At 42.6% G+C, this 22,885-nt stretch carries 22 protein-coding genes and 2 tRNA genes; 16 read left to right on the top strand and 8 right to left on the bottom strand.

Annotated features, from left to right (window positions below; translation table 11 throughout):
• Nucleotides 1-237 precede the first annotated feature (237 nt).
• From lpxO to F993_RS04625, 6 genes are all read left to right on the top strand, one after another.
• Complete coding sequence (gene lpxO / locus F993_RS04600; RefSeq protein ID WP_004656248.1) at nucleotides 238-1,152, top strand: lipid A hydroxylase LpxO; 915 nt, start codon at nucleotides 238-240, stop codon at nucleotides 1,150-1,152.
• 90 nt (nucleotides 1,153-1,242) lie between these two features.
• Entirely contained in the window at nucleotides 1,243-1,662 is a 420-nt protein-coding gene (locus F993_RS04605; RefSeq protein ID WP_004656246.1) for a PH domain-containing protein, read from the top strand.
• 103 nt (nucleotides 1,663-1,765) lie between these two features.
• Nucleotides 1,766-3,565, top strand: a complete 1,800-nt coding sequence (uvrC, locus tag F993_RS04610; RefSeq protein WP_004656245.1) for an excinuclease ABC subunit UvrC — start codon at nucleotides 1,766-1,768, stop codon at nucleotides 3,563-3,565.
• 104 nt (nucleotides 3,566-3,669) lie between these two features.
• Nucleotides 3,670-4,467, top strand: a complete 798-nt coding sequence (locus F993_RS04615; protein WP_004656242.1) for a thioesterase family protein — start codon at nucleotides 3,670-3,672, stop codon at nucleotides 4,465-4,467.
• Between the two features lie 103 nt (nucleotides 4,468-4,570).
• Entirely contained in the window at nucleotides 4,571-5,158 is a 588-nt protein-coding gene (gene pgsA, locus F993_RS04620) for a CDP-diacylglycerol--glycerol-3-phosphate 3-phosphatidyltransferase (protein ID WP_004656241.1), read from the top strand.
• Nucleotides 5,159-5,272: 114 nt separating this feature from the next.
• Nucleotides 5,273-6,433, top strand: coding sequence for a hypothetical protein (locus F993_RS04625; protein ID WP_004656239.1), 1,161 nt, complete (start codon nucleotides 5,273-5,275; stop codon nucleotides 6,431-6,433).
• Between the two features lie 208 nt (nucleotides 6,434-6,641).
• Here the strand turns inward: F993_RS04625 and F993_RS04630 are convergent, their stop codons facing one another.
• Complete coding sequence (locus tag F993_RS04630; RefSeq protein ID WP_004656238.1) at nucleotides 6,642-7,421, bottom strand: IclR family transcriptional regulator; 780 nt, start codon at nucleotides 7,419-7,421, stop codon at nucleotides 6,642-6,644.
• 430 nt (nucleotides 7,422-7,851) lie between these two features.
• Here F993_RS04630 and F993_RS04635 point away from each other — a divergent pair, with 430 nt between their 5' ends.
• The 3 genes from F993_RS04635 to F993_RS04645 all read left to right on the top strand — a co-directional run bounded on the left by F993_RS04635 (nucleotide 7,852) and on the right by F993_RS04645 (nucleotide 11,211).
• Nucleotides 7,852-9,945: an FUSC family protein gene (locus F993_RS04635; protein ID WP_004656237.1), complete on the top strand. Its 2,094-nt coding sequence runs from the start codon at nucleotides 7,852-7,854 to the stop codon at nucleotides 9,943-9,945.
• The gene (locus tag F993_RS04640; protein WP_004656235.1) at nucleotides 9,938-10,144 is read left to right on the top strand and encodes a DUF1656 domain-containing protein; all 207 of its coding nucleotides are present in this window, start codon (nucleotides 9,938-9,940) and stop codon (nucleotides 10,142-10,144) included. The genes F993_RS04635 and F993_RS04640 overlap by 8 nt, the downstream gene beginning before the upstream one ends.
• A gap of 65 nt (nucleotides 10,145-10,209) precedes the next feature.
• Nucleotides 10,210-11,211, top strand: a complete 1,002-nt coding sequence (locus F993_RS04645) for an HlyD family secretion protein (protein ID WP_004656233.1) — start codon at nucleotides 10,210-10,212, stop codon at nucleotides 11,209-11,211.
• Between the two features lie 55 nt (nucleotides 11,212-11,266).
• Here F993_RS04645 and ruvX read toward each other — a convergent pair whose 3' ends face one another.
• The 3 genes from ruvX to recN all read right to left on the bottom strand — a co-directional run bounded on the left by ruvX (nucleotide 11,267) and on the right by recN (nucleotide 14,030).
• Complete coding sequence (gene ruvX, locus F993_RS04650) at nucleotides 11,267-11,710, bottom strand: Holliday junction resolvase RuvX (RefSeq protein ID WP_004656230.1); 444 nt, start codon at nucleotides 11,708-11,710, stop codon at nucleotides 11,267-11,269.
• The gene (locus F993_RS04655) at nucleotides 11,703-12,257 is read right to left on the bottom strand and encodes a YqgE/AlgH family protein (RefSeq protein ID WP_004656229.1); all 555 of its coding nucleotides are present in this window, start codon (nucleotides 12,255-12,257) and stop codon (nucleotides 11,703-11,705) included. The genes ruvX and F993_RS04655 overlap by 8 nt, the downstream gene beginning before the upstream one ends.
• A 114-nt stretch (nucleotides 12,258-12,371) precedes the next feature.
• Nucleotides 12,372-14,030, bottom strand: a complete 1,659-nt coding sequence (recN, locus tag F993_RS04660) for a DNA repair protein RecN (RefSeq protein WP_004656226.1) — start codon at nucleotides 14,028-14,030, stop codon at nucleotides 12,372-12,374.
• Nucleotides 14,031-14,521: 491 nt separating this feature from the next.
• Here recN and ppnP point away from each other — a divergent pair, with 491 nt between their 5' ends.
• The 3 genes from ppnP to F993_RS04675 all read left to right on the top strand — a co-directional run bounded on the left by ppnP (nucleotide 14,522) and on the right by F993_RS04675 (nucleotide 16,670).
• The gene (gene ppnP / locus F993_RS04665) at nucleotides 14,522-14,848 is read left to right on the top strand and encodes a pyrimidine/purine nucleoside phosphorylase (RefSeq protein WP_004656225.1); all 327 of its coding nucleotides are present in this window, start codon (nucleotides 14,522-14,524) and stop codon (nucleotides 14,846-14,848) included.
• Between the two features lie 134 nt (nucleotides 14,849-14,982).
• Nucleotides 14,983-15,729: a 23S rRNA (guanosine(2251)-2'-O)-methyltransferase RlmB gene (gene rlmB, locus F993_RS04670; RefSeq protein WP_004656224.1), complete on the top strand. Its 747-nt coding sequence runs from the start codon at nucleotides 14,983-14,985 to the stop codon at nucleotides 15,727-15,729.
• 29 nt (nucleotides 15,730-15,758) lie between these two features.
• Nucleotides 15,759-16,670, top strand: a complete 912-nt coding sequence (locus F993_RS04675; RefSeq protein ID WP_004656221.1) for a DMT family transporter — start codon at nucleotides 15,759-15,761, stop codon at nucleotides 16,668-16,670.
• Here the strand turns inward: F993_RS04675 and coaE are convergent.
• Genes coaE through pilB form a run of 4 tightly spaced genes read right to left on the bottom strand, consistent with a single transcriptional unit; the run spans nucleotide 16,667 to nucleotide 21,103 of the window.
• Nucleotides 16,667-17,272, bottom strand: coding sequence for a dephospho-CoA kinase (gene coaE, locus F993_RS04680; protein WP_004656219.1), 606 nt, complete (start codon nucleotides 17,270-17,272; stop codon nucleotides 16,667-16,669). The two genes, F993_RS04675 and coaE, sit on opposite strands and share 4 nt — an antisense overlap.
• Before the next feature lies 1 nt (nucleotide 17,273).
• Complete coding sequence (locus F993_RS04685) at nucleotides 17,274-18,134, bottom strand: prepilin peptidase (protein WP_004656217.1); 861 nt, start codon at nucleotides 18,132-18,134, stop codon at nucleotides 17,274-17,276.
• A 5-nt stretch (nucleotides 18,135-18,139) separates the two neighbouring features.
• Nucleotides 18,140-19,366 carry a type II secretion system F family protein gene (locus F993_RS04690; protein WP_004656216.1) on the bottom strand — a complete coding sequence of 409 codons (1,227 nt, stop codon included), beginning with the start codon at nucleotides 19,364-19,366 and terminating at the stop codon, nucleotides 18,140-18,142.
• Nucleotides 19,367-19,390: 24 nt separating this feature from the next.
• Nucleotides 19,391-21,103: a type IV-A pilus assembly ATPase PilB gene (gene pilB, locus F993_RS04695; protein WP_004656215.1), complete on the bottom strand. Its 1,713-nt coding sequence runs from the start codon at nucleotides 21,101-21,103 to the stop codon at nucleotides 19,391-19,393.
• A gap of 372 nt (nucleotides 21,104-21,475) precedes the next feature.
• On the opposite strand from pilB, the gene tpiA reads away from it, so the two are divergent.
• The 4 genes from tpiA to F993_RS04715 all read left to right on the top strand — a co-directional run bounded on the left by tpiA (nucleotide 21,476) and on the right by F993_RS04715 (nucleotide 22,872).
• Nucleotides 21,476-22,267 (top strand): triose-phosphate isomerase, encoded by a 792-nt coding sequence (gene tpiA / locus F993_RS04700; RefSeq protein WP_004656214.1) that lies wholly within the window; start codon nucleotides 21,476-21,478, stop codon nucleotides 22,265-22,267.
• Between the two features lie 12 nt (nucleotides 22,268-22,279).
• Nucleotides 22,280-22,609 (top strand): preprotein translocase subunit SecG, encoded by a 330-nt coding sequence (gene secG, locus F993_RS04705; RefSeq protein ID WP_004656213.1) that lies wholly within the window; start codon nucleotides 22,280-22,282, stop codon nucleotides 22,607-22,609.
• A gap of 56 nt (nucleotides 22,610-22,665) precedes the next feature.
• A tRNA-Leu gene (locus tag F993_RS04710) sits at nucleotides 22,666-22,750 on the top strand.
• 45 nt (nucleotides 22,751-22,795) lie between these two features.
• Nucleotides 22,796-22,872: transfer RNA gene (locus F993_RS04715), tRNA-Met, on the top strand.
• Nucleotides 22,873-22,885 lie beyond the last annotated feature (13 nt).

Genomic DNA, 22,885 nt, shown 5'->3' with positions numbered 1-22,885 from the left:
GTAAGCTTAGACGTGAAGTGTTAAATCATGAATAAAAATAAATTTTTCAAGCAAAATAGAGCGTTTACTCTTTGATTGTGATGGGAAAAATGAAAAAGGCTTTTGTCCGATTTAAGTAAAGCAAATTGGTATTTAAGTGGACAAATTTGCTAGAATAGCCAGCTTGTTTTGAGTGCGATTTTGAGATTTGGTTGTCAAATTGGCATTTGTTTTTCAGCTAAGAAGATAGAGTCATCTATGATTAAGTGGATCATATTAGCGATTTTTATCATTTCTGCGTTGTATATTCAGCGCCGTGGTAAAGTAAAGCATTCGTTTTATCGTCAGTTTTTTGACCATTCGACGATTCTCGCACCCATTAATTTTTTAATGTACATGTTTTCCAAAGTGCCGAATCAGCCGTATATTGATACCCAACATTTCAAGGACCTAAAGGTTCTGGATGAAAACTGGGAAATGATTCGTGATGAAGCCAAAGCACTGTATGAGAAAGGTGGCATTAAAGCATCCAGTAGCTATGATGACTTGGGCTTTAATTCCTTCTTTAAAACGGGCTGGAAACGTTTCTATCTGAAGTGGTACGACTCGGCACATCCATCAGCGGCCGAACTTTGTCCAAAAACAACCGCTTTGTTAAAGACCTTGCCAACGATTAAAGCCGCGATGTTTACGGAGCTGGCACCAGATAGCCGTTTGGTTCGTCACCGTGACCCGTACGCAGGTTCATTACGTTATCACTTGGGCTTAATCACACCGAATGATGACCGTTGTTTTATTGATGTTGATGGTGAGCGCTATTCTTGGCGTGATGGTGAAAGTGTCGTATTTGATGAAACCTATATTCACTATGCTGAAAATACCACAGACCAAAACCGTATTATTTTCTTCGCAGATGTAGAGCGTCCATTAAAGACCCGCTTTATGGAGAAGTTTAATCACTGGTTTGGAAAAAGTGTGATGACCGCTGCCAGTTCCCCCAATGAAGCGGGTGACCAAACAGGGGGGTTGAATAAAGCTTTTGGTTATATTTACCAGATTCGTATTAAAGCCAAAGCGTTGAAGAAGTCGAACCGTTCACTGTATTACTTCTTGAAATGGTTCATCATGCTTGGGCTATTTTTCCTGATTTTTGTACGCCCATATGTTTTTTAAGTTTGAATAAGATCAACGCCCGTCAGGGCGTTTTTATATGCGATTGAGCTAGAATGATAAGAACATATAAAAGAAATTTTAGGAAAAAACATGCAAAGTTTTCGCTCCAAAATTGATTGGTGGTTCTGGGGTGTCGTCATCGCGACCACAGGTTTATTGCTTCAATTTTTGTGGACCATGTATATCAAGGGAACAATGCAGCAATATCCTGAACATGCAGTACTTTATTTTTTGACGATTGTTGTTTTATGGTGGCCGATTTTCAATACCCGCTATATCGTGACAGAACAGTATTTAACAATTCATTCAATGTTATTTAAATGGCAGATCAATAAATCTGACATTATTAAAATCTCTTCGAGCCATAATTTAATTTCATCTCCTGCTTTATCTCTAGATCGTTTACGCATTGAATATCAGAAAGAGGGTATTGCAAGTTATATTCTGGTGTCACCTAAAGACCAGAAGGCATTTTGTAAGGCCTTAAATCAAACGCTTTCCGAGCATTAAATCACTTATATACTTGGCACTTACATGATATTCACATTTAAAGCTTGAAAAAAATTAAGCAAACATCACATCATGTGATGTAAATAGAGAGAATAGGCATGTCGTGAACCCAAACGCTCGAGAACACATTGAAAAAATATTGGCGCATATGACTCAGTTACCTGGCGTTTATAAAATGCTGGGTAAGGATGGGGAATTATTGTATGTCGGTAAAGCTAAGAATCTAAAAAACCGTGTGTCGAGCTATTTTGTTAAAACCATTGAGCATCCAAAAACACAGGCCTTAGTTGCCCGTATTTATGATATTGAAAGCTTGGTGGTACGTTCAGAAACTGAAGCCTTATTGCTTGAACAAAACCTGATTAAGCTGCACCGCCCGCCTTATAACATTATGTTGCGGGATGATAAATCTTATGTCTATATCTTTGTTTCATCAGACAAGCCCTATCCTCGGATTGCCAGTGGACGAGGTAAGGGCAAGCATCAAATTGGTAAGTTTTTTGGGCCGTACCCAAGTGCTTATAGCGCTCGGGATACCTTATTGGTATTACAAAAGCTGTTTAATGTACGCCAATGTGAAAATAGCTATTTTTCACAACGCAAACGTCCGTGTCTGCAATACCAGATTAAACGCTGTACCGCGCCGTGTGTCGGCCTGATTAGCCCAGAAGAATATAAAGAAGATGTTGATAACTCGATTCGTTTTCTGCAAGGAGATACCAAAGAGCTGAATCAAGAGCTCATCGGCAAAATGGAGCAGGCTGCAGAAGCACTGGAATTTGAGAAGGCAGTATTCTATCGCGATCGACTTGGCTTATTACGTGAAGTACAGGCACAGCAAGCCGTATTTAAAATCAAAGGTGAGGCAGATATTCTGGCGATTGCCTACCAAGCGGGGGTGACCTGCGTCCAGATTATGTATGTGCGCAATGGACGGATGCTGGGAGGAAAAAGCTATTTCCCCGATATGTTGGGTGATGATTTAGGACAAATGCTCAGTGACTTTATCGCGAACTTTTATTTCCAAGTCGCTGATGAAGTGCCGACAGAGTTGATTGTGAATGTTGATGTGCCCGACCAAAAACAACTAGAAGAAGCTTTACAGCAAACCTTTAATAAAAAGGTACAGATTAAACATAAAGTACGTGAGACTCGAGCCGAATGGTTAGAGCTAGCACAAATGAATGTACAGCATGCCATTAAAGGCAAACTCAGTAATCATCTGGAATTGAACGAACGCTTTTACCAGCTTGAACAAGTGGTTGGGCGTCCGATTGATCGGATTGAGTGTTTTGATATCAGTCATACCATGGGGGAAGCCCCGATTGCATCCTGCGTGGTGTTTGATCAGGGCGGCGCAAGAAAGCGCGATTATCGCCAATTCGCCATTCAGGATATTACTGGAGGAGATGACTATGCTGCGATGCGCCAAGCGCTGATCCGTCGCTATAAAAAGAATATGTTGCCTGATCTGCTGTTAATTGATGGAGGTAAAGGGCAATTGCATATGGCGATGGAAGTGATGCAGGAACTTGAATTGGATGCCTTTATGATCGGTGTCTCTAAAGGGGAAGGGCGTAAACCTGGACTGGAAACTTTGCACTTTACTGATGGTACCAAGATACAACTGCCTGAAGACCATAAAGCCTTGCATTTGATTCAACAGGTCCGTGATGAAGCACATCGTTTTGCCATTACCAAACACCGTGCTAAACGAGATAAACGTCGCAGTAGCTCTGTTCTAGAAGCGATTCCCGGCCTTGGACCAAAGCGCCGTCGTGATTTGTTGACGCATTTTGGTGGTATACAAGGGGTGTTGAAAGCATCGGAAAATGAACTGACCTTGGTTCCAGGGTTGGGTGGGGTGCTGGCCAGAACCATTTATAAAATTTTGCATGAATAATTTGACCGATTGACATAATCTTCCCAATATTGCCGTGTAAACGATCATTCACAAATGCTTCAAAACGTTCAAAGATAGGGTATTTCGATGATGAAGGAAAAATGATGTCCTTACTCCCGCTTTATCAACAGGTTGAACAACAGGAACGGATCGATATTCCATCAGGTTGGTTACAGGGGCGTACCGTATTCGGTGGTTTGATTGCCGGACTGATGATCCAAAAGGCGATTAGTACGGTACAAGATGTAGCAAAGCAATTGTTAAGCTGTAACGTCACCTTTGTCGGTCCTGTACAACAAGGACAAGCCAGACTCAGCGCCGAAGTATTGAGAGAAGGAAAATCTGTTACGACGCTGGAAGTTCGACTTTGGCAGGATGATGCGGTACAAAGCATTTTGGTGGCCAGTTTCGGTCTACAACGTGAATCGCGTATTCATGTCCAGAATTTGCCGCAAGTGCCTGATTATCCAATGCCTGAACAATTGGATAAAACTTTTTATATCGAAGGTTTAATGCCAGAGTGCTTACAGCAGTTTGAATTGTGTTGGGCTGAAGGCAGTTATCCAATGGCAGGCAGTAAAGTTCCTGACTTTGGTGGTTGGGGGCGGTTTGCAGCAAGTTTGCATCCTAATCGTGAGATGCAATTGGCTGATCTGTTTGCTTTAATGGATGTCTGGCCGCCTGGGGTACTACCGATGTTCAAGACGCCGGCACCTGCCAGTTCATTAACTTGGCAAATTACTTATTTGCAACCAGTTAACGGCCAAATTCAAGATTGGCTAAAATATAAAGTCATTACCGAATATGCAGAACATGGATATTCCACTGAATATGCCTATGTTTGGGATGCTGAAAACCGTTTAATTGCGGTGCTTAGACAGACAGTTGCCGTTTTTGCCTAGTCGACACTGCGGCGCATTTCGTATAAAGTTGCTTACACATGGATAATCTCAGCACATCCTTTGTGCAACATGCATATTTAGTGCAAACAACATGGCGGTGTTTATGAGTACAGGGCAAATCCTGAACATTCCCAATATTTTAACTTTGGCACGTATCGCCCTTATTCCTGTGTTTTTGGCCATCGCTTATTGGCCACCTGCAATTGGAATTGCCGAGCATCATGGGGGAATGATGCGCCATATGATACTGACTGCAATTTTTGTGCTTGCAGCGGTGACCGATTGGTTTGATGGCTATTTGGCAAGAACACTGAATCAGACCTCTGCTTTTGGACGTTTTTTAGATCCGGTTGCAGACAAATTGATGGTTGCAGCTGCACTGATTGTGTTGGTGCAATGGCAACCGACGATTTCAATGGCCTTTGCTGCAATTGTGATTATTTCCCGTGAGATTACGGTTTCTGCGCTACGTGAATGGATGGCAGAATTAGGCGCACGTACCAGTGTGGCGGTGTCGACCGTTGGTAAATATAAAACCGCGTTTCAAATGATCGCAATTAGTGTTTTCTTATTGAACTGGAAACCATTGGAAATCTGGGCCTATGCCTTACTCTATGCCGCTGTGATTCTAACGCTATGGTCGATGTTTATTTATATGAAAGCCGCTTGGCCGTATTTGAAACAGCCTTAGAGTTTAAGTCTATAGTTAATGCAAATTTAAATAAAAATTAGAGAATAACAGCACTCACGATGCTTGATTGGACAAGGGTGAGTGCTTAAAACGATAAGTTGGGAACACACATCAATGTCATCAGTATTATATTTATCCGACCAAGTCTTACACCACTTGCACGACCAAAAAACACAAACGATTGATTGTCATGCGGTGAGTCAGTACAAGAAAAATTTACAAGAAATCAAGCAGCGCAAGCAATGGAAAACCTCAGGCACGGGGGCACAATTCATGGGTGTTGCGAACTATAACGAGCAAGATGAGTTGGGGCATGTTTATCCTGTCGATGCAGTTTTAATGGATGATCAGCATGTAATTTATGCCGCGCAATTGCAGGATGGTTGTGCGATTTACATCAAATCACTCTTAGAACCACAACAACCTGAGGCGTTGGTATTAAGAAATAACGAGTTCATTATTCATCACATGGATTATGATGCACAGCATAAACGGCTGATTTTATCAGCCAGTCAAGGTTATGCTTTTGAGCAACATCTATGTGTATTAGGCTTGGATTCCAATCGGATTCAATATATTACAGAAGGTGATTGTCAGGATCAGCATCCATGTTTTGATCCACAAAACCCGGACATTATTTATTATGATAGCTGTGGCTTTGCTTATGACCAACAAGGGGGAATTAGCATTGGTCCGAAAGAAATTTGTCGTTTAAATCTGAAAACAGGTGATTTGGAAACGATTATTGCTGACCCGCGTTACGATTACTATAAACCGCAGATTGATGCGGCTGGGCAGTTGTATTTTTTGAAAAGACCTTATAAGAATCAAAACTATAGTGGCAACTCCTTGAAAGATATCGTATTGGCGCCATTTAAAATTATTCGGGCCGTGTTTGGTTGGTTGGATTTCTTTACCCAGCGCTATACTGGTGAATCCTTGAAGTCAACCTCTGGCAGTAACCCCGCGAAGTCGAAACAAAAGTCAGAAGAAGAACTGTTTGTGGAAGGAAATTTGATTAAGGCGCAAAAGGCATTACAGCAAAATCAGAGTGCAGGAGAAAAATTTGCAGGCGTTATTCCACGCAGTTGGGAGTTGATCCAATGTTCAAGCACAGGCGAGCAAAAAGTACTCAAGCGCGGTGTGTTGGGCTATCGCTTGAATACTCAGGGTTTAATTCTCTATTCGAATGGAAAGCATCTGGTATCTATCGCGGCTGATCAGACTGAGCAGATGTTGGTAGAAGCCAAACTGATTCAAAAAATCATGTGTTAATACATTTTTAACCGTAAAAGCCTTCTCTCTAGAGGGCTTTTTTATTGACTGATGAACGGTTAGACAAGAAAAAAGCCCATACAACGATGAGCTTAGTTCTCTGAGGAAAGCCATGCTCTTTTGGGAGAGTATGCTGAAGAACATAATCATAATATGAGAATTTAATTGGATTTACAACCGTGAAAAATGTAAATGTTTTTTAATATTCTCAAATCGGGTTGCCTTGGCTCTCAGGCAGCGTTGCAAATTTATGTTCAATTTGAGTCGCATTATTTTGCAAGATTTCAATCAACTTTTGAATGTTGATGAAGTCAAAACGATTCTTGGATGCCACTAATGTGAGTGCAATCGGGGCTTCTTTGCTGGAGAAACGGATCGGCACAGATAAACTGCAAAGTTGAGGATCGATTTCACCTTGTGATAGGTAGAATCCCTGTTTTTTAATTTTCCGCATCTGTTGAATAAATTCATCTTGAGTCTGTGCAAATCCGACTTGCGCTAATTCTTTTGAAAACTGCTGATAATAGGCTTGAATGCGTTGCTTGCTTAAATGCGCAATCACAATCTTGGGTGAAGCACCGACGTAGACGGGTCGTGGACAACCTCGGCCAAAAGAGAGCAGTTCAGCATCTTTAAAGGTTTCATGATGTAGGTCGATACAATAATCATGATTTAAATAGGTTAATAAGCAGCACAGTTCGGTACGTTCCACGATATCGCGCATAAAGGGAATACTGATTTGAATCAGTGGATCAGTGCTGTGAGAAATATAATCTAAAACCGCAATTTTAGAGCCGAGCGTATAGTCACCCGATGTGCCACTAATCCGTTTTAAGATGTCCGTCGAAACCAGTTCTTTGAGATAACGATAGGCGGTAGGTTTGGATAGCGCCAGCTCATCACAAATGATATCGACATTGATAATCGGACGTGAAACTGAAAATAAATCCAGCACAGTAAGAATTTTACCAAAACTCGAAATTGCCATGATGGGACGCCTACTCCTTACAAAATAACGTGAAAACCGAACTTTTATTGCTTTATAACAGAAAAGCGAAAGGTCGTGTATGTACTTTTAAATCTGATCATCCGAGATCAAACGTTTAGGGTGAATACTGAGAAAAATGATAAGTTTTATCGCGATTATTTTAAATTAAAATGAAAAATTATCAAATGGTGATAATTTATGTTGACTAATTTACTCTATTTTGAAAAAATAAGCTACGCAATGTCTTATGTGGATAATTATTTTTAGGTGAAAACACCTAAAAATACGAAGCATTGCAGATCACTCCTTATATCCAGTTTCATTCATCGTACTTGCCCTGATCTGAATAGTTTCATATCAGTGTAGATAGCTTGTCACTTTTTTAGTGATGGGATGAGTGATCAAACTGACGCTGAACAGAGATACATTCATGCTATTTAAACAGTTGTTGGCTTTTAGACCGAGTCGACTTGACCTCATCTTTGCGTGCAAAACATTTGTAGCAGGCATGCTGGCACTGTTTATTTCATTTGAATTGGATTTGATTAATCCGATGTGGTCGATTGGTACGGTGTTGATTATTGCCAGTCCCTATTCGGGTATGGTGTCTTCAAAATGTGTCTATCGCTTGGTGGGGACTGTCGCAGGCGCCATGATTGCCTTGTTGCTGACGCCTCATTTTATTAATACCCCTTGGTTATTTACCATTATTTTGTCGTTGTGGGTCGGTTTTGCACTTTATGTTTCGTTGCTCGATCGTACGCCACGCAGTTATGTCTTTATGTTGGCTGGTTACTCCACTGCCATGATTGTGTATAACGCGATTACCTATATTGATACCTATAATATTTTTGATATTGCTTTGGCCCGTGTGCTTGAGATTTCTGTGGGGGTAATTTCAACTGCCGTGGTTTCAGCAACCTTTTTCCCTGTGCATGTCGGTGCAATGATTAAACAGCGGGTCAATAAAACCCTGAATGATCTGGAAAGTACGTTTGAAAAGCTGATTACTGTTCAAGAAACACCAGAAAATTATACGCAAATTTTGTCAGTGATTACCCGTGATACAGCAGATATTCATGCCTTGGCAGTGCATTTGGCTTATGAAAAAGGTGAGCTCAAGGGCATGACCAAAACTTTGCAGGAAATGCTGCATCAGGTGTCTTTAGTGGTGGCCAATCTGGTGGCTTTATCACAACGAGTCAAACAACTTGAACAAATGCAACTGAGTAACCTTAGACCGCATTTAAATCGTATCCGTCAAGATACATTGGCTTTTTTAAAGCAAGAACGCATTGTCCAACCCAGTGATTTGCAGAGTTTACCCATAAGATTCGAAGACGATTTTGCCGAGCTGATTGCGCAAGCCACAGTTGAACAGCAAGTTGTATTGGGGGCTTTGAAGATGGATGTGCGCCATTTTATTGCCAATATGCTGGCGGTAAAATTGATTTGGCAGCAGATTCAGCAAGGTAAGAAAGAGATTCCAACTGAAATTACCGCAATCACCACCAAGTATCCGAGTTTGCATCGGGATCATGGCATCGCCGTTCGTGGTGGAATCAGTGCCGTGTTAATTACCTTTATTGTGACCGCTGCTTGGATTCTTTCGGGCTGGAAAGCGGGCTTTATGATGGCGCAGATGGGGGCGATTACGGCCTGTATCTTAACGGCCCTAGATAATCCGGTGCCCGTATTACGTATTTTTATTTGGGGCAGTATTGTCTCGGCAGGTCTGGTCTTTATTTATGCTTTCGGGATCTTTCCGCATGTGATGCATTTCTGGCAATTGGCCTTAGTCTTATTGCCTGTATTTCTGGTTGCGGTCACCATGATGGCCAATCAAATGTTGATGCCGATTGGTATGGTACTGGGGATTAATACCATGATGGGCTTAAATTTGCATAACAAATACACCATGGATGCCGTGTCTTATCTGGATAGTTCTTTTGCCATGGTCTTGGGCGTGCTGGTGTCACTGATTGTGATTGATTTGGTGCGTGCTGTTTCACCTGATACCAGTGCGACTCGAATCCTCGCTTTGCATTATCAAGCGATGCGCCAAGCCTTACATTTGTCTTATGGCAGTGATTTTAAAATTCACTTACGCAGTATGTTAGACCGAGTTGGGGTGTTAAATACCAAGATGGTGCAAAACCCTGAAGTGAAAACGGCGATTCAAAATGCATTGATTGAAAGCAGCTCAATTGTTGATTTGGTGCGTTTGCAGGAAATTAGTCAGAAGTTACCGCAATTACAGCAACTACAACATGAGTTGAATCAATTGCAGCAACAACTTACCGCCTATTTTCAAGCGCAAGAAAAGCAACTGTCCATTCGTCATTTTCCTGCGCAAACTGTGCAACAAATTGAAGTTTTGCAAGACATCTCTCAACAGATTGAAGATGTGCAATTACGGCAGCGATTGTTAATTTCACTGAATAATATTTGTGAAAGCATTGGTCATGTCTCTATACAAGAGATGGATGTAGATAGATCTGGTTTAGGGGTATCTCATGGGTGAAATGAATCTGTATGGGATTTATATCCCGATCCTTCTGGTACAAGCCATTATTGCCTATGTGCTGTTTAAATTACTCAGTCCCTTGATTGATCGCTTGGTCATCAAAGGCTGGATTGCGTTGCCCAGCATTTTCAACCTGTGTTTTTACTTAGGTTTGATGTTGTTGGTGCATTGCCTGTTTGTTTGGTTGTGGGCCTGAGGTCTTGGGCAAGATGCTGATGCTAAAATTTAATGATGTAAAGAAATGTGGTCGAGGTCATAAACATGAATGCATTTGATGTGCGAAAAGTCATACGTCCTATGGTATTGCTCGTTGCGGTTTTGATTGCCGTTTATACCATCGTGCATTTATGGAATTACTACAATGCCGCCCCATGGACGCGGGATGGACGTATCCGTGGCGATGTGATTCAGGTTGCTTCCGATGTCAATGGTTTGGTGACAGAGGTGTTGGTGCAAGACAACCAAACTGTGAAAAAAGGGCAGGTGCTGTTCAAGATTGATGTTGCACGCCAAGCTTTAGATGTTGAACAAGCCAAATCCGACCTGGCCAAAGCTAAAGCGGGTTTAGCACAAGCCCATGCCAATCTGGCAGGTTCAAAAGCGAGTTTAGTCAAAACTGAAGCCAACATGAAACTGGCTGAGAAAAATGCAGCGCGTTATGCCAGTTTGATGGATGGTGCGATTTCCAAGCAAGAACAAGATCAGGTCTTTGCCACCCGTGATCAAGCTGTTGCTGAGCGTGAACAGCTCACGGCCAGTATTGAGCAAGCGACTGCTGCCATTCAACAGCAGCAAGCATTAATTGATGTCGCAACCAGTAATCTTCATTTGGCTGAGTTGAACTTGAATCGTTCTGAAGTGGTTGCACCTGCGGATGGCACCTTGTCGAATTTTGACTTACGCGTTGGTAATTACGTAAAGGTCGGACAAGCCGTTGCCGCTTTATTAGACCGTCATCAGCTCTATGTGGTGGGTTATTTTGAAGAGACCAAACTGAACCGTATTCATGTGGGTGATGCTGCAACAGTTCAGTTAATGGGTGATAAGCAACGCATTCGCGGTCATGTACAAGGTATTGCTAGCGGGATTGAAGATCGTGAGCGTTCTGGTAGCTCGAATTTATTGGCCAATGTGAATCCAACCTTTAGTTGGGTACGTTTGGCACAACGTGTGCCTGTGAAAATTGTATTGGATGAGCAACCGCAAAATCCTTTGGCCTTTGTTTCTGGCCGTACGGCTACTGTCAGAATTATTGAAAAATGATGTAGTACTAGGCGGCACGGATGCCGCAATACTGAAAAATTGTCATGCGATTGTGTTAAGGCATAATCCCAGTAGGATCACGATACCAACTCTGAATTAATAGCGCTGCTGCAAAGCTATCTGCCGATAAGCGTTTTGCCTGTCCCTTACTTTGATAAGACTCCAGTTCTTCTCTGGCTTCACGCGTGGTTAGACGTTCATCCACCATCCAAGTTTCAATATTGGTTTGATGACGTAAACGACGGGCAAATTTTCGTGCTCGGGCAGACAGTTCCGATTCACTATCATCCATATTCAGCGGTAAGCCCACGATAAATAAATTCGGCTGCCATTCTTTGACGATCTTTAATAACTTCTCCCAATCTGGAATACCATCTTTCATCGGGAATAATGGTAGGGGATTGCTACTTTCAATACTGGATTGGCCTATCGCCATCCCCATTTTTTGGGTACCAAAATCAAAAGCCATAATCGATTGCGGATTTTGCATATCAGGCATGACCAATCTCAGAAGCAAACCAAGTCCGGTCTACGCCGATCTTCTTATAGGCCGCATCCCAGCGGTCGTGATAAGGCAGATTAAAAATCAGATCCATATCTGATTCACAGATCAGCCAATCGCCCCGTGCAATTTCTTCTTCGAGTTGGTTTTTGCTCCAACTGGCATAGCCCAAAGCGATTTGATAGCGTCCCACACCTTCATTATGTGCAATTGCATCTAAAATATCTTTACTGGTGGTGATACAGACATTTTCACCAACCGCAATAGATGAATGCCAAGTCGGCTGGCCTGTATGTAATACAAAGCCTGCTTCTGGACGTAATGGACCACCTTGCAAAACGGCATGGGGATGGACATTGTCGGCATCAATCTCTAAATCATTGAGTAATTCTTTGATTTGTAAATCTGAAGGGCGGTTGATAATGATGCCCTGAGCGCCGTCTTCGTCATGGCGAGCAATATAGATGACTGTATTGGCAAAGAAGTCATCTGCCATGTCTGGTGGAGCGATGAGACAACGGTGAGTTAAGTATTGTTTCGTCACCTAGGCGGTTCTCCATCAATGTATTGTGCTGATCTATCTATATAGGTTCTTTTTATCAACATACAAGAGTTAATCGGATTTCGCCAATCTTTTTCTGAAATTTTATCGCTTTAATTAGGTCGTTTGGAATTTAAGCTGACGCAGTTGTCGAGCATGCTGCAAAGTCGTTTCACTAATTTCGACCCCGCCTGACATACGCGCCAATTCTAAAATGCGTTGTTCTTCATCCAGTTCGATGATGGTACTGCTGGCAGGATCGGTTTGTTGTTTTTTCACCAATAAATGTTGGTCGGATTGTCCAGCAACTTGGGCTTGGTGGGTAATACACAGCAATTGCACATGTTGAGCGAGATCAGCCAGTAATCGACCCACCACTTCAGCGGTGCCACCACTGATGCCGACATCAATTTCATCGAACACCAGCACTTCAGATTCGGTTTTCTCCGCATTCATCACTTGCATCACTAAGGCGATACGGGATAACTCACCGCCTGAGGCGACGCGTGCCAATGGTTGCGGTGGAATGCCTTTATTCGCGGTAAATAACAGCTGAATAAAGCTAAGTCCTTCGGCATTGGGTTCCTGTGGCTCAAATTTAAACTCAAAATGTGCTTCTGGCAGGGCCAATGGTTTGACTTGTTCTGTCAGTTGTTTTGCTAAGGGAATTGCGGCAGCACGACGGATTTGATCCAAGTGTTGTGCTGCTTGTAGAAAGGTCTGATAGGACACTTCAACTTGTTCAGCTAGCGTTTCAGGATCTTCCAGTTGATGCAGTTGTTCTAATTCCTGCTGCCATGTTTCATATTCTTGTTTCAGTAACTCGGGTTGGGTGCGATGTTTACGCGCCAGACGATGGAAGACTTCGAGGGTGGCATTCAGTTGTTCCATACGCTCTGGGTCAAAACTTTGACGGTCGATAAACTGGCGTAAACTTGCAGTTGCATCATCGATTTCGCTTTGTGCATTTAACAAGGAGTTATAAATGTTGGCGAGTTGTTCGCTACGACCTGCATGAGATTCTAGGCGACGAATAATTGAGGCGACTTCTTGGGTGATATTCTGCTCTGCTTCATCCAAGACATTGAGGCTATAACTGCAGTCCTGCATGATATGTTCATGATGGCTGAGTCGATCAAATTCTTGTTCTGTTTCACGATAATCGGTTTGAACAACCTCTTCAAGTTCTTCTATTTGGGATTCTAGGCTTTGTATTTTTTGAATGCGTGTGGCTTGCGCATCTAAAGCGGCTTGATGTTGACGAATATTTCGTTGCCATGTGCTATAGGCATCACGAACTGCTTGCGAAGGTTCAGCAAAATTATGATAACGATCGAGCCAATGTTTAGGATAAGGCGGTTCGAGTAATTGTTGCTGGCTGTGTTGGCTATAGAGTTGAACCAATAAACGACCAATTTCTTTGAGTTCGGCCAAGCTGCTTGGGCGGCCATTAATCCATGCCTTACTGCGGCCGGTGGCAAATATTACACGTCTTAAATGGATTTCGCCTGAATCATCATCCAGTTCATGTTCGGTGAGCCAGTATGCTTCGGCACTTTCAGCTTGATAGCTAAATACGGCGGTGACATCGGCTTTATCTGCCCCATAACGAACATAATTGGTATCAGTTCGTTCACCTAAGCAGGCAGAAAGCGCATCTAACAATAATGATTTGCCTGCGCCAGTTTCACCAGTCAGCACATTGAAGCCTTGTTCAATATCTAAAGCCAAATGGTCAGCGAGTGCAAAATTAATTAAAGTTAAATGGGTGAGCATAAACGCATCCAATGCACGGAATCTTTTGCTTAAAGATAGAGAAGTTTTAAAGTGACGACAAGAGCGGAATTCAGGATTTTCCTGATTTACTGAGGAATTGCTGATAGTTTGTGAGTTTAAGACAATCTTTTGCTTTGTATTTCTTGATCATGGGGAGAAAACGGTTGGTGCCGTGCTTAGGCAGAGTCTTGCGCTCAGGCAAAGATTATTGATATTTGCTGATCTTCGCACTCGCAGCATATGAGCCATATATAGCGCAGGGTCTTGCGCTCGGACCTTACGAAGCGATGCTTCTCATGCTTTGTTTTTTCTCGCCACTCACAGCATAGCTGTTCGACTTGCGCTCGGACAAAGCTTCGCTTTGTTAATCCTCGCTCAGGTATGAAAATTGCTATGTTTAGCCCAGAAAATGGATTGATTAGTTGTCACGGCACAATTAAACTACGTCCAGCATAACCTAATATAAATGCGGCATTATTTGGAGAGTACGCATGAGTTCAGTGCAATTTGATCATGTAACGGTCATTAAGAAATCGAATGTGTATTTTGGTGGGGCATGTATTAGCCATACAGTACAATTTGAAGATGGTACAAAAAAGACTTTAGGGGTTATTTTACCTACTGAACAGCCTTTAACTTTCGAAACACATGTTCCAGAGCGTATGGAAATTATTTCTGGCGAATGTCGTGTTAAAATTGCAGATAGCACTGAAAGTGAATTATTCCGTGCGGGCCAATCTTTCTATGTGCCTGGAAATAGTACCTTTCATATTGAAGCAGACGAAGTACTCGATTATGTTTGCCATTTAGAAGGTTAACCTATTCCTGTCTAAATCGAGTACACTATATTTAATGGAAATCCTGTAAAAGTCATTTTGCAGGATTTTTATTTTTTAAAATCCCCCTAATTCTCCTTCTTTTATATCTGAGGGAATACAACAAGAGGTCGTTCATGGCAAAACCTGAATATTATTATGGCGTTCATTCAGTGGAGTCATTGTTGGAGTTAGAGCCTGAACGCGTTTTGACTTTATTTACCTTGAAAGGACGTGATGATCAGCGTTTGCAGAAAATTTTGCAGCTTGCTGAACCGTTTGGGATTAGTGTTCAAAAAGCCAGCCGTGACAGCTTGGAAAAGCTTGCAGGATTACCCTTCCATCAAGGAGTCGTGGCTGCCGTACGCCCACATCCGACTCTCAATGAAAAAGATTTAGATGAATTGATGCAGCAATCACCAGATGCATTGTTGTTGGCACTTGATCAGGTCACAGACCCGCATAATCTGGGTGCATGTATTCGTACTGCGGCTGCGATGGGCGTTCAAGCTGTGATTGTACCGCGTGATCGTTCTGCGAGTTTAACTCCGACCGCACGCAAGGTGGCTGCTGGTGGTGCTGAAAAAGTGAAGTTTATTCAGGTGACGAATCTCGCACGAACACTTGCACATTTAAAAGACACCACCCATACACGTGTTATTGGAACCATGTTGGATGAGAAGGCTTTGCCGATTCATCAATGTGATTTCAATGGGCCTGTGGTGATTGTGATGGGTGCAGAAGATACGGGTTTAAGACCGATTACCCAGTCACAATGTGATCATACCGTTTATATTCCAATGTCTGGTGATTTGCAGAGCTTGAATGTCAGCGTGGCAACAGGAATGGCGCTTTATGAAGCTTGCCGTCAGCGTGGTGTATAATCCGCTTATCACGATTCGTGTGATTTAAAATGACGGCGCGTACGCAAGGCTACTTTTTTGTCTTTATGACCATGTGTATTTGGGGCGGATTTACCATTTTTTCCCGTCTCAATGCGCATTGGCATGTCAGTGTCTGGGATCTGGTCGCCATGCGTTTTGCGATCGCTTCTCTGATTCTAATACCTGTCTTGATTTATAAAAAAGATTTTGCCTTCTTATGGCACCCACGTCCTGTTATTTTGGCGCTTATTGGCGGTTTGATTTACTGTTTAACGGTCTATACCGCCTTTTTACATGCGCCTGCAGCGCACGCCGCTATTTTTCTCAATGGTTGTATTCCTTTGTGTACTGCTGTAGCGGCTTATCTGTTGTTTAGACAGCCTTTTGATAAGCACACTTGGTTCAGTCTATTGATCATGATGACGGCTTTGATACTGATGAGCTATTTGATGCTACATGAGCAAGCTTCGGCATTGGGTGTTGGTGATCTACTGCTTTTTATCAGTGCGATATGGTGGGGGATTTTCACGGTCCTGTTGAAGCAGTGGAAACTATCCGCCTGGCATGCAACTGCTGGCGTGGTGATTTGGTCTGCAATCATTTATTTACCGATTTATCTTTTATTTATTCCCAAGCATTTTCAGGATGCTGCACCGATCCATCTGCTGATTCAAGGGCTGTTTCATGGCATCTTGGTGGTGATTGTGGCCACTTTAAGCTATGTGGCAGCGATTGAACGTTTAGGTGCATTTAAGACGGGAAGTATTGTGACCTTGGCACCGTTTATTGCCGCTGTGGTGGCTGTACCGTTATTGAATGAGCCACTCAATGCTGCAATAGTTTGTGGTTTGATTGGGATGGGAGTTGGTGCTTTGCAGCCATGGCGATGGTTACGTAAAGATAGCTTGAGCGTACAATTAGAAAAACAGAAACAAGGTTAACTACTGTGTTCCGCACGTTGTAAATAACTGAAGTGCAGCGGTTTGAGTTGTTGGTGCAAATGTTCTAACAGACCGTCATTGAGGACAATATCGTCGGCCAATTGCTGTTTTTGGGCACGCGGCATTTGCGCTGCAATGATTTTTCGGATTTGTTGTTCGCTTTGTCCATCACGTTGGCTGGCACGTTCTAGTTGTGTTTGCTCATCAGCATCAACCAGTAAGGTATGCTGAACCAGTTCATGTTGATTGGTTTCAAAAAGTAGGGGAGAAACCAAGATCACATATGGGCTTTCAGCGTGCTGTAATTGTTGAATAATGGATTGACGGATGGCAGGGTGGGTAATTTTTTCTAAGCTTTGACGTGCTTCTGGAAATTGGAAAATATGTTCACGCAGGGCACGGCGGTCAAGGTTGCCATCGGCTAATAATACCCAGTCACCAAAAGCGTCTTGAATCGACTTCAAAGCAGGTTGGCCGGGTTCAACCACTTCTCGTGCCACCACATCTGCATCGACCACAGTAATACCTTGGGATTCAAACCATTGGGTTGCAGCAGATTTACCACTCCCGATACCACCTGTGATTCCCAAGATAAAACGCATATTAACCACCTAGATAAACTTTCATAATTTGATCACCCCATAAAAAGGCAATCCAGCCCGCAATCGCGATATAAGGTCCAAATGCAAAGGGTTGATTTTCACCGCGCATTTTTATCAAGATAATACCAATGATCGCACCCAACATGGACGAGAGTAGCACAATTAACGGTAGCATGAGAGGTCCCATCCAAGCGCCTAAGGCGGCGAGGAGTTTGAAGTCACCGTAGCCCATGCCTTCTTTACCGGTGATTAGTTTAAAAATGTAATACACAATCCACAAGCACAGAAAACCGATTAAATAACCCCAAATCGCAGCGCTAGCTGTCGTATAGATCGCATAGCTATTTATTCCCAAACCTAAAGCAGCCAACGGCAGGGTAAAGCGATCAGGCAGTAATTGGGTATCAAAATCAATGAACGTTAAGGCAATCAGTACCCAAGTGAGGATTAAGCCAAACAGCATTTGTACTGTGGCACCGAAGACAGCCACGACAACCAGTGAACAGAACATGGTCAGTAGTTCAATCAATGGATAACGGATACTGATCGGATTCTGGCAAGTCCCACATTTGCCACGAAGTATTAACCAACTAAACACTGGAATATTTTGATACCAGCGAATGCTTGAATCACATTTAGGGCAGGTTGAAGCCGGTTGGCTTAGGCTGAGTTTGGCCTGATCAATAATCGGTTGTTCAGGGTGTAACAGCATTTGGCATTCTTGCTGCCATTCCTGTTCCATCATGCGGGGAGTGCGGAAAATGACAACATTTAAAAAGCTGCCAATGCATAAACTAAAAAGCCCAACTGCAACATAAAGTGCAGTTGGGTTTTCAATAAAGTAAGAAAAAAATTGTTGCATAAGGATTAGACCACAGAACCCATTTGGAAAATTGGTAAGTACATGGCAATCACCAGACCACCGACCAATACCCCAAGAATTGCCATGATTAAAGGTTCCATCATCGAGGTTAAGCCATCAACGGCATTGTCAACTTCATTTTCATAATGTGTCGCGACTTTATCGAGCATACTGTCTAAAGCACCGGATTCCTCGCCAATCGCCACCATCTGAATCGCCATAGAAGGGAAGCGGTTTGAAACTCGCATTGCGAACTGTAGCTGTTGACCCGTTGCGACATCTTCTCGGATTTTCATCACGGCTTCTTCATAAATAACATTATTGGTTGCGCCAGCAGTAGATTCCAGTGCATCAATCAGTGGGACACCTGCGGCAAAGGTTGTCGCCAAGGTGCGACTATAACGCGCGATAATCGCTTTATAAACCAAATCCCCGAAAATAGGTGCTTTGAGTGCCATTTTATCTAATAAGTCACGGAATTTTTTACTCCGTTTTTTGGCTTCAAGAAAGGATGCAATAATGGCACCAATCACAATAATCAGAATAAACCAGTATTCCTGCATCCATTTGGACATCTCTACAACCATTTTAGTAAATGCGGGTAGATCTGCACCAAAAGAGCTAAATAGATCTTGGAAAACGGGAACCACTTTGACCATCAAAATAATTGTCACAATCACAGCAACCACAACAACTGTGATTGGGTATTTCATGGCTTTTTTAATTTTTTGTTTCAGTAATTCACTCTTCTCTTTATAAATCGCGACCCGATCAAGCATGGTTTCAAGCGCACCAGATTGTTCACCTGACTCCACCAGAGAGCAAAAAAGGTTATCAAAATATTGTGGATATTTTTTCAGCGCCCCAGCAAAGGTATTACCGCCTTCGACTTCACCTTTAATCCCTAGTACCACTTCACGCATAGCAGGGTTTTCAAGTCCTTCAGCCACAATTTCAAAGCCTTGAACCAAGGGGACACCTGCTTTCATCATCGTCGCCAATTGGCGAGTGAAGATCGTGATATCCAGTGTGGTGACTTTTTTCTTCATCAAGCCTTCGAGAATGTTTTTACGCTTTTCCCGAATGTTCTTGATAGTTACCCCTTGTTTACGCAGGGTAACTTTAGCCAAAGCCATATTACGTGCTGGTAATTCCCCTTTAATTTTTGCCCCTTTCCGGTCGACCCCTTCATAAGCAAAAGTTGGCATCATTTGCGCTTTTTTAGCTGCCATGATTATTAATCCTTTTTATTGATTTTATTCACTTGTTACTCGGTTGACTTCTTGCAAAGAGGTAATTCCTTGCATGACTTTTTTCAGACCTGAACGACGTAGATTATTAAATCCTGCTTGTTCTGATGCGGCTGCAATCTGTAAGGCATTGCCATCTTCCATAATTAGTCTGGAAATTTCTGGCGTGACCTTCATGACTTCGTAAATCCCCACACGACCTTTATAGCCTTCACGGCATTCAGCACAACCTACAGGTTGAAAAATTTTGAATTCAGGGTCATTTAAATCTTGTTCAGTAAAGCCAAGTTCCAACAAGCTTTGTTTGGGGATATTAATCTCTTCTTTACATTGACCACAGAGGCGACGCGCCAAGCGTTGTGCAATCACCAGATTGACGGAGGTTGCAATGTTGAAAGAAGGCACTCCCATGTTGCGTAGACGCGTCAAGGTTTCTGGTGCGCTGTTGGTATGCAGGGTTGACATCACCATATGACCCGTTTGTGCGGCTTTAATGGCAATTTCAGCCGTTTCCAGATCACGAATCTCCCCGACCATGATCACATCAGGATCTTGACGTAAGAAGGCTTTCAGCGCTGCAGAGAAGGTAAGTCCTGTTTTCGGATTGACGTTAACCTGATTGATGCCTTCCAGGTTAATTTCGACAGGGTCTTCGGCGGTCGAAATGTTGGTATCTTCAGTATTGAGGATGTTTAAACCCGTATACAAAGACACGGTTTTACCTGAACCTGTTGGGCCAGTGATGAGCAGCATACCTTGTGGTTTATCCAGTGCATCCATAAATAAGGCTTTTTGCTCATCCTCATAACCGAGTGCTTCAATCCCTAACATGGCGCTGGACGGATCGAGAATACGCAGAACTAACTTTTCACCAAATAATGTTGGCAGAGAGTTGACACGGAAATCAATCGCCTTGGTTTTTGATAATTTGAGTTTAATACGTCCATCTTGTGGCATCCGTTTTTCAGAAATGTCCATTTGCGACATGACTTTTAAACGGGAGGCAAGACGGGTTGCCATTTGTAAGGGTGGATTGGCAATCTGACGCAATACACCATCGACACGGTAACGTACTCGATACATTTTTTCATAGGGTTCAAAATGCAGGTCAGATGCACCCATACGAATCGCATCAATCAACAGTTTATTAATATATTTGACAATCGGAGACTCATCGCCTTGTGGCGCGTCGTCCTCTTCTTTGCTTGGATCTTGACTTACATCAATGTCGAGATCAAAGTCTTCACTTTCACCAAAGTCAAAACTGCCAGAGTCCCCAAACTGCTGTTCAATCAGTTTTTCAAGTTTAGTGTGCTCAACAATAATCGGTTCAATATTCAGTTTGGTATTGAAGCGAATCGCATCCAACGCTTCGATATTGGTGGGGTTGCTGGTCGCCACATATAAAATTTGACCACGTTGTAGCAGCGGAGCAACTTTATGCTTTTGAATGAGTTTGTTATCCGCCAGATCTCGAGGCAGTAAGGCTGTATCGTATACGGCCAGATCGAAAAGTGGTTCACCAAATTCAGCAGCAATAGTTTCCGCAATGGTCAGCGGTGATAAGCGATGCTGTTCAATCAAATGTGCAACGATATCTTGTTGTGATTTTTTAGCCGTATCAATTGCGGTCTGCATCGTTGTCGTGGACATGTGTCCATCTTCAACTAACCGTCGAATAAACCCCGAAAACTTTGGAGACGTATGTAATCCTGACATCTGTCCGCCTTATGACAATAAATGTTTATAATATGTATTCTAAAAATTATACTTTTGTTATGCAAAAATACCACTACAGAAAGTGTTGTTTTTGCCTTGGTTCATGCTTAAAACTTTGAACTGATCGAGTTTTTTGTCAATTAATTTTCTTTGATTGAAATAAATCCTGCAAAGAATCAAATAAATTCAGTTGAAACTACCTTTTAATTTGAATGTGAAGCACCATCATATCATCAGGGCAGCAGAGAGGCTTTTACTGATCATGATGATTTTTGGGTCATTTATAGCTCAGTAAAAGAAAAAACTGAATTTTATAAAAATCCGTGTAAAATATGCAGCATTTTTGAGAAATTAACAGTAGGCGGGCGAAGTATGTCGAACTCGAGCATTACTCCTTGGGTTGTTGGCAATTGGAAAATGAATCCAATGCATGCGAATGCTTTCCAATTAGTAGAAGAATTTAAACAGTTATTACAACAGGAAAATATTGCAGCAGCGCAATGTCATATTGGTGTTGCGCCGACTGCAATCGCGTTAAGCGGCATTCAGACACAATTTAAAGATGCAGCGAGAACGATTTATACCGTTGCTCAAGATGTTTCACGTGTTGCAGGTACAGGTGCCTATACGGGTGAAGTGAGCGCCGAACTGTTAAAGGATAGTGGCATTGAGTTTGTTTTAATTGGACATTCCGAGCGCCGTGAATTATTCGGTGACAATGTCGACATTTTAAAAGCAAAATTACAAAATGCGTTAAGTGCAGGTCTGACCATTATTTATTGCGTGGGTGAGAGTCTGGAACAACGTGAACAGGGCGCAGCAGAGCAAGTGGTATTACAACAAATTTGTGATATTGCAGCAGTAGTGAAAGCCGAACAATGGCAAAATATTGTGGTAGCGTATGAGCCGATTTGGGCAATCGGGACAGGCAAGACAGCTTCACCAGCTGATGCTCAGGCGATGCATGCAAAAATTCGTGAAGGTTTGAAGCAAATCACCACATTCGGTGCCGAGATGGCTATCCTCTATGGAGGCAGTGTCAAAGCTGAGAATGCAGTTGAATTAGCGGCATGTCCAGATATTAATGGCGCTTTGGTCGGTGGTGCATCTTTAAATGCACAATCGTTTTACCAAATCGCAAAAGCATTTGCACAAAGCAAATAACGAGGAATTGAAATGTATAGTTTTATACTCGTTGTACATATCATTTTGGCAATTTTAATTATTGCTTTGGTCTTGGTACAACAAGGTAAAGGTGCAGAAGCTGGCGCATCGTTTGGTGGTGGCGGTGCTGCAACTGTATTTGGTGCTTCTGGTGCGGGTAACTTTTTAACGCGTTTAACTGCGATTTTTACTGCATTGTTTTTTGTCACCAGTTTGACTTTGGCTGTTTTTGCCAAGAAGCAAACAACGGATGCATATAGTTTGAAAACTGTTCAAACAACCACATCTGCACCAGCAACATCGCCTGAAACTTCATCAAACGCACCAAAAACAACTGAATAAGTTGAATTAGTTCTTTCCTTTTTGTACTTTAAGGACTAGAATGCGTCCCACAAACTGCGGTGGTGGTGGAATTGGTAGACACGCTACCTTGAGGTGGTAGTGCTTTCGGGCGTGGGGGTTCAAGTCCCCCCTTCCGCACCAAACTTAATAACCAGTTAAGTTCGGTGTATGCAGTGTTTGTGTTGATGCGGGATGGAGCAGTCTGGTAGCTCGTCGGGCTCATAACCCGAAGGTCGTTGGTTCAAATCCAGCTCCCGCTACCATTTGATTAAGGTG

This window comes from Acinetobacter proteolyticus (assembly GCF_000367945.1).
Classification (GTDB): domain Bacteria; phylum Pseudomonadota; class Gammaproteobacteria; order Pseudomonadales; family Moraxellaceae; genus Acinetobacter; species Acinetobacter proteolyticus.
The sequence above is the reverse complement of the archived record's forward strand: the minus strand, read 5'-3'. Positions and strand labels throughout refer to the sequence as shown.

Bases quoted from the DNA above. Each gene is read 5' to 3' on its own strand.
- F993_RS04615 (WP_004656242.1), top strand. From the start codon at position 3,670: ATGTCCTTACTCCCGCTTTATCAACAGGTTGAACAACAGGAACGGATC.
- pgsA (WP_004656241.1), top strand. From the start codon at position 4,571: ATGAGTACAGGGCAAATCCTGAACATTCCCAATATTTTAACTTTGGCA.
- F993_RS04640 (WP_004656235.1), top strand. From the start codon at position 9,938: ATGGGTGAAATGAATCTGTATGGGATTTATATCCCGATCCTTCTGGTA.
- F993_RS04685 (WP_004656217.1), bottom strand. From the start codon at position 18,134: ATGCAACAATTTTTTTCTTACTTTATTGAAAACCCAACTGCACTTTAT.
- F993_RS04630 (WP_004656238.1), bottom strand. From the start codon at position 7,421: ATGGCAATTTCGAGTTTTGGTAAAATTCTTACTGTGCTGGATTTATTT.
- F993_RS04605 (WP_004656246.1), top strand. From the start codon at position 1,243: ATGCAAAGTTTTCGCTCCAAAATTGATTGGTGGTTCTGGGGTGTCGTC.
- coaE (WP_004656219.1), bottom strand. From the start codon at position 17,272: ATGCGTTTTATCTTGGGAATCACAGGTGGTATCGGGAGTGGTAAATCT.
- F993_RS04635 (WP_004656237.1), top strand. From the start codon at position 7,852: ATGCTATTTAAACAGTTGTTGGCTTTTAGACCGAGTCGACTTGACCTC.
- ruvX (WP_004656230.1), bottom strand. From the start codon at position 11,710: ATGCCTGATATGCAAAATCCGCAATCGATTATGGCTTTTGATTTTGGT.
- F993_RS04645 (WP_004656233.1), top strand. From the start codon at position 10,210: ATGAATGCATTTGATGTGCGAAAAGTCATACGTCCTATGGTATTGCTC.
- rlmB (WP_004656224.1), top strand. From the start codon at position 14,983: ATGGCAAAACCTGAATATTATTATGGCGTTCATTCAGTGGAGTCATTG.
- F993_RS04690 (WP_004656216.1), bottom strand. From the start codon at position 19,366: ATGGCAGCTAAAAAAGCGCAAATGATGCCAACTTTTGCTTATGAAGGG.
- pilB (WP_004656215.1), bottom strand. From the start codon at position 21,103: ATGTCAGGATTACATACGTCTCCAAAGTTTTCGGGGTTTATTCGACGG.
- F993_RS04675 (WP_004656221.1), top strand. From the start codon at position 15,759: ATGACGGCGCGTACGCAAGGCTACTTTTTTGTCTTTATGACCATGTGT.
- ppnP (WP_004656225.1), top strand. From the start codon at position 14,522: ATGAGTTCAGTGCAATTTGATCATGTAACGGTCATTAAGAAATCGAAT.
- lpxO (WP_004656248.1), top strand. From the start codon at position 238: ATGATTAAGTGGATCATATTAGCGATTTTTATCATTTCTGCGTTGTAT.
- F993_RS04625 (WP_004656239.1), top strand. From the start codon at position 5,273: ATGTCATCAGTATTATATTTATCCGACCAAGTCTTACACCACTTGCAC.
- tpiA (WP_004656214.1), top strand. From the start codon at position 21,476: ATGTCGAACTCGAGCATTACTCCTTGGGTTGTTGGCAATTGGAAAATG.
- recN (WP_004656226.1), bottom strand. From the start codon at position 14,030: ATGCTCACCCATTTAACTTTAATTAATTTTGCACTCGCTGACCATTTG.
- secG (WP_004656213.1), top strand. From the start codon at position 22,280: ATGTATAGTTTTATACTCGTTGTACATATCATTTTGGCAATTTTAATT.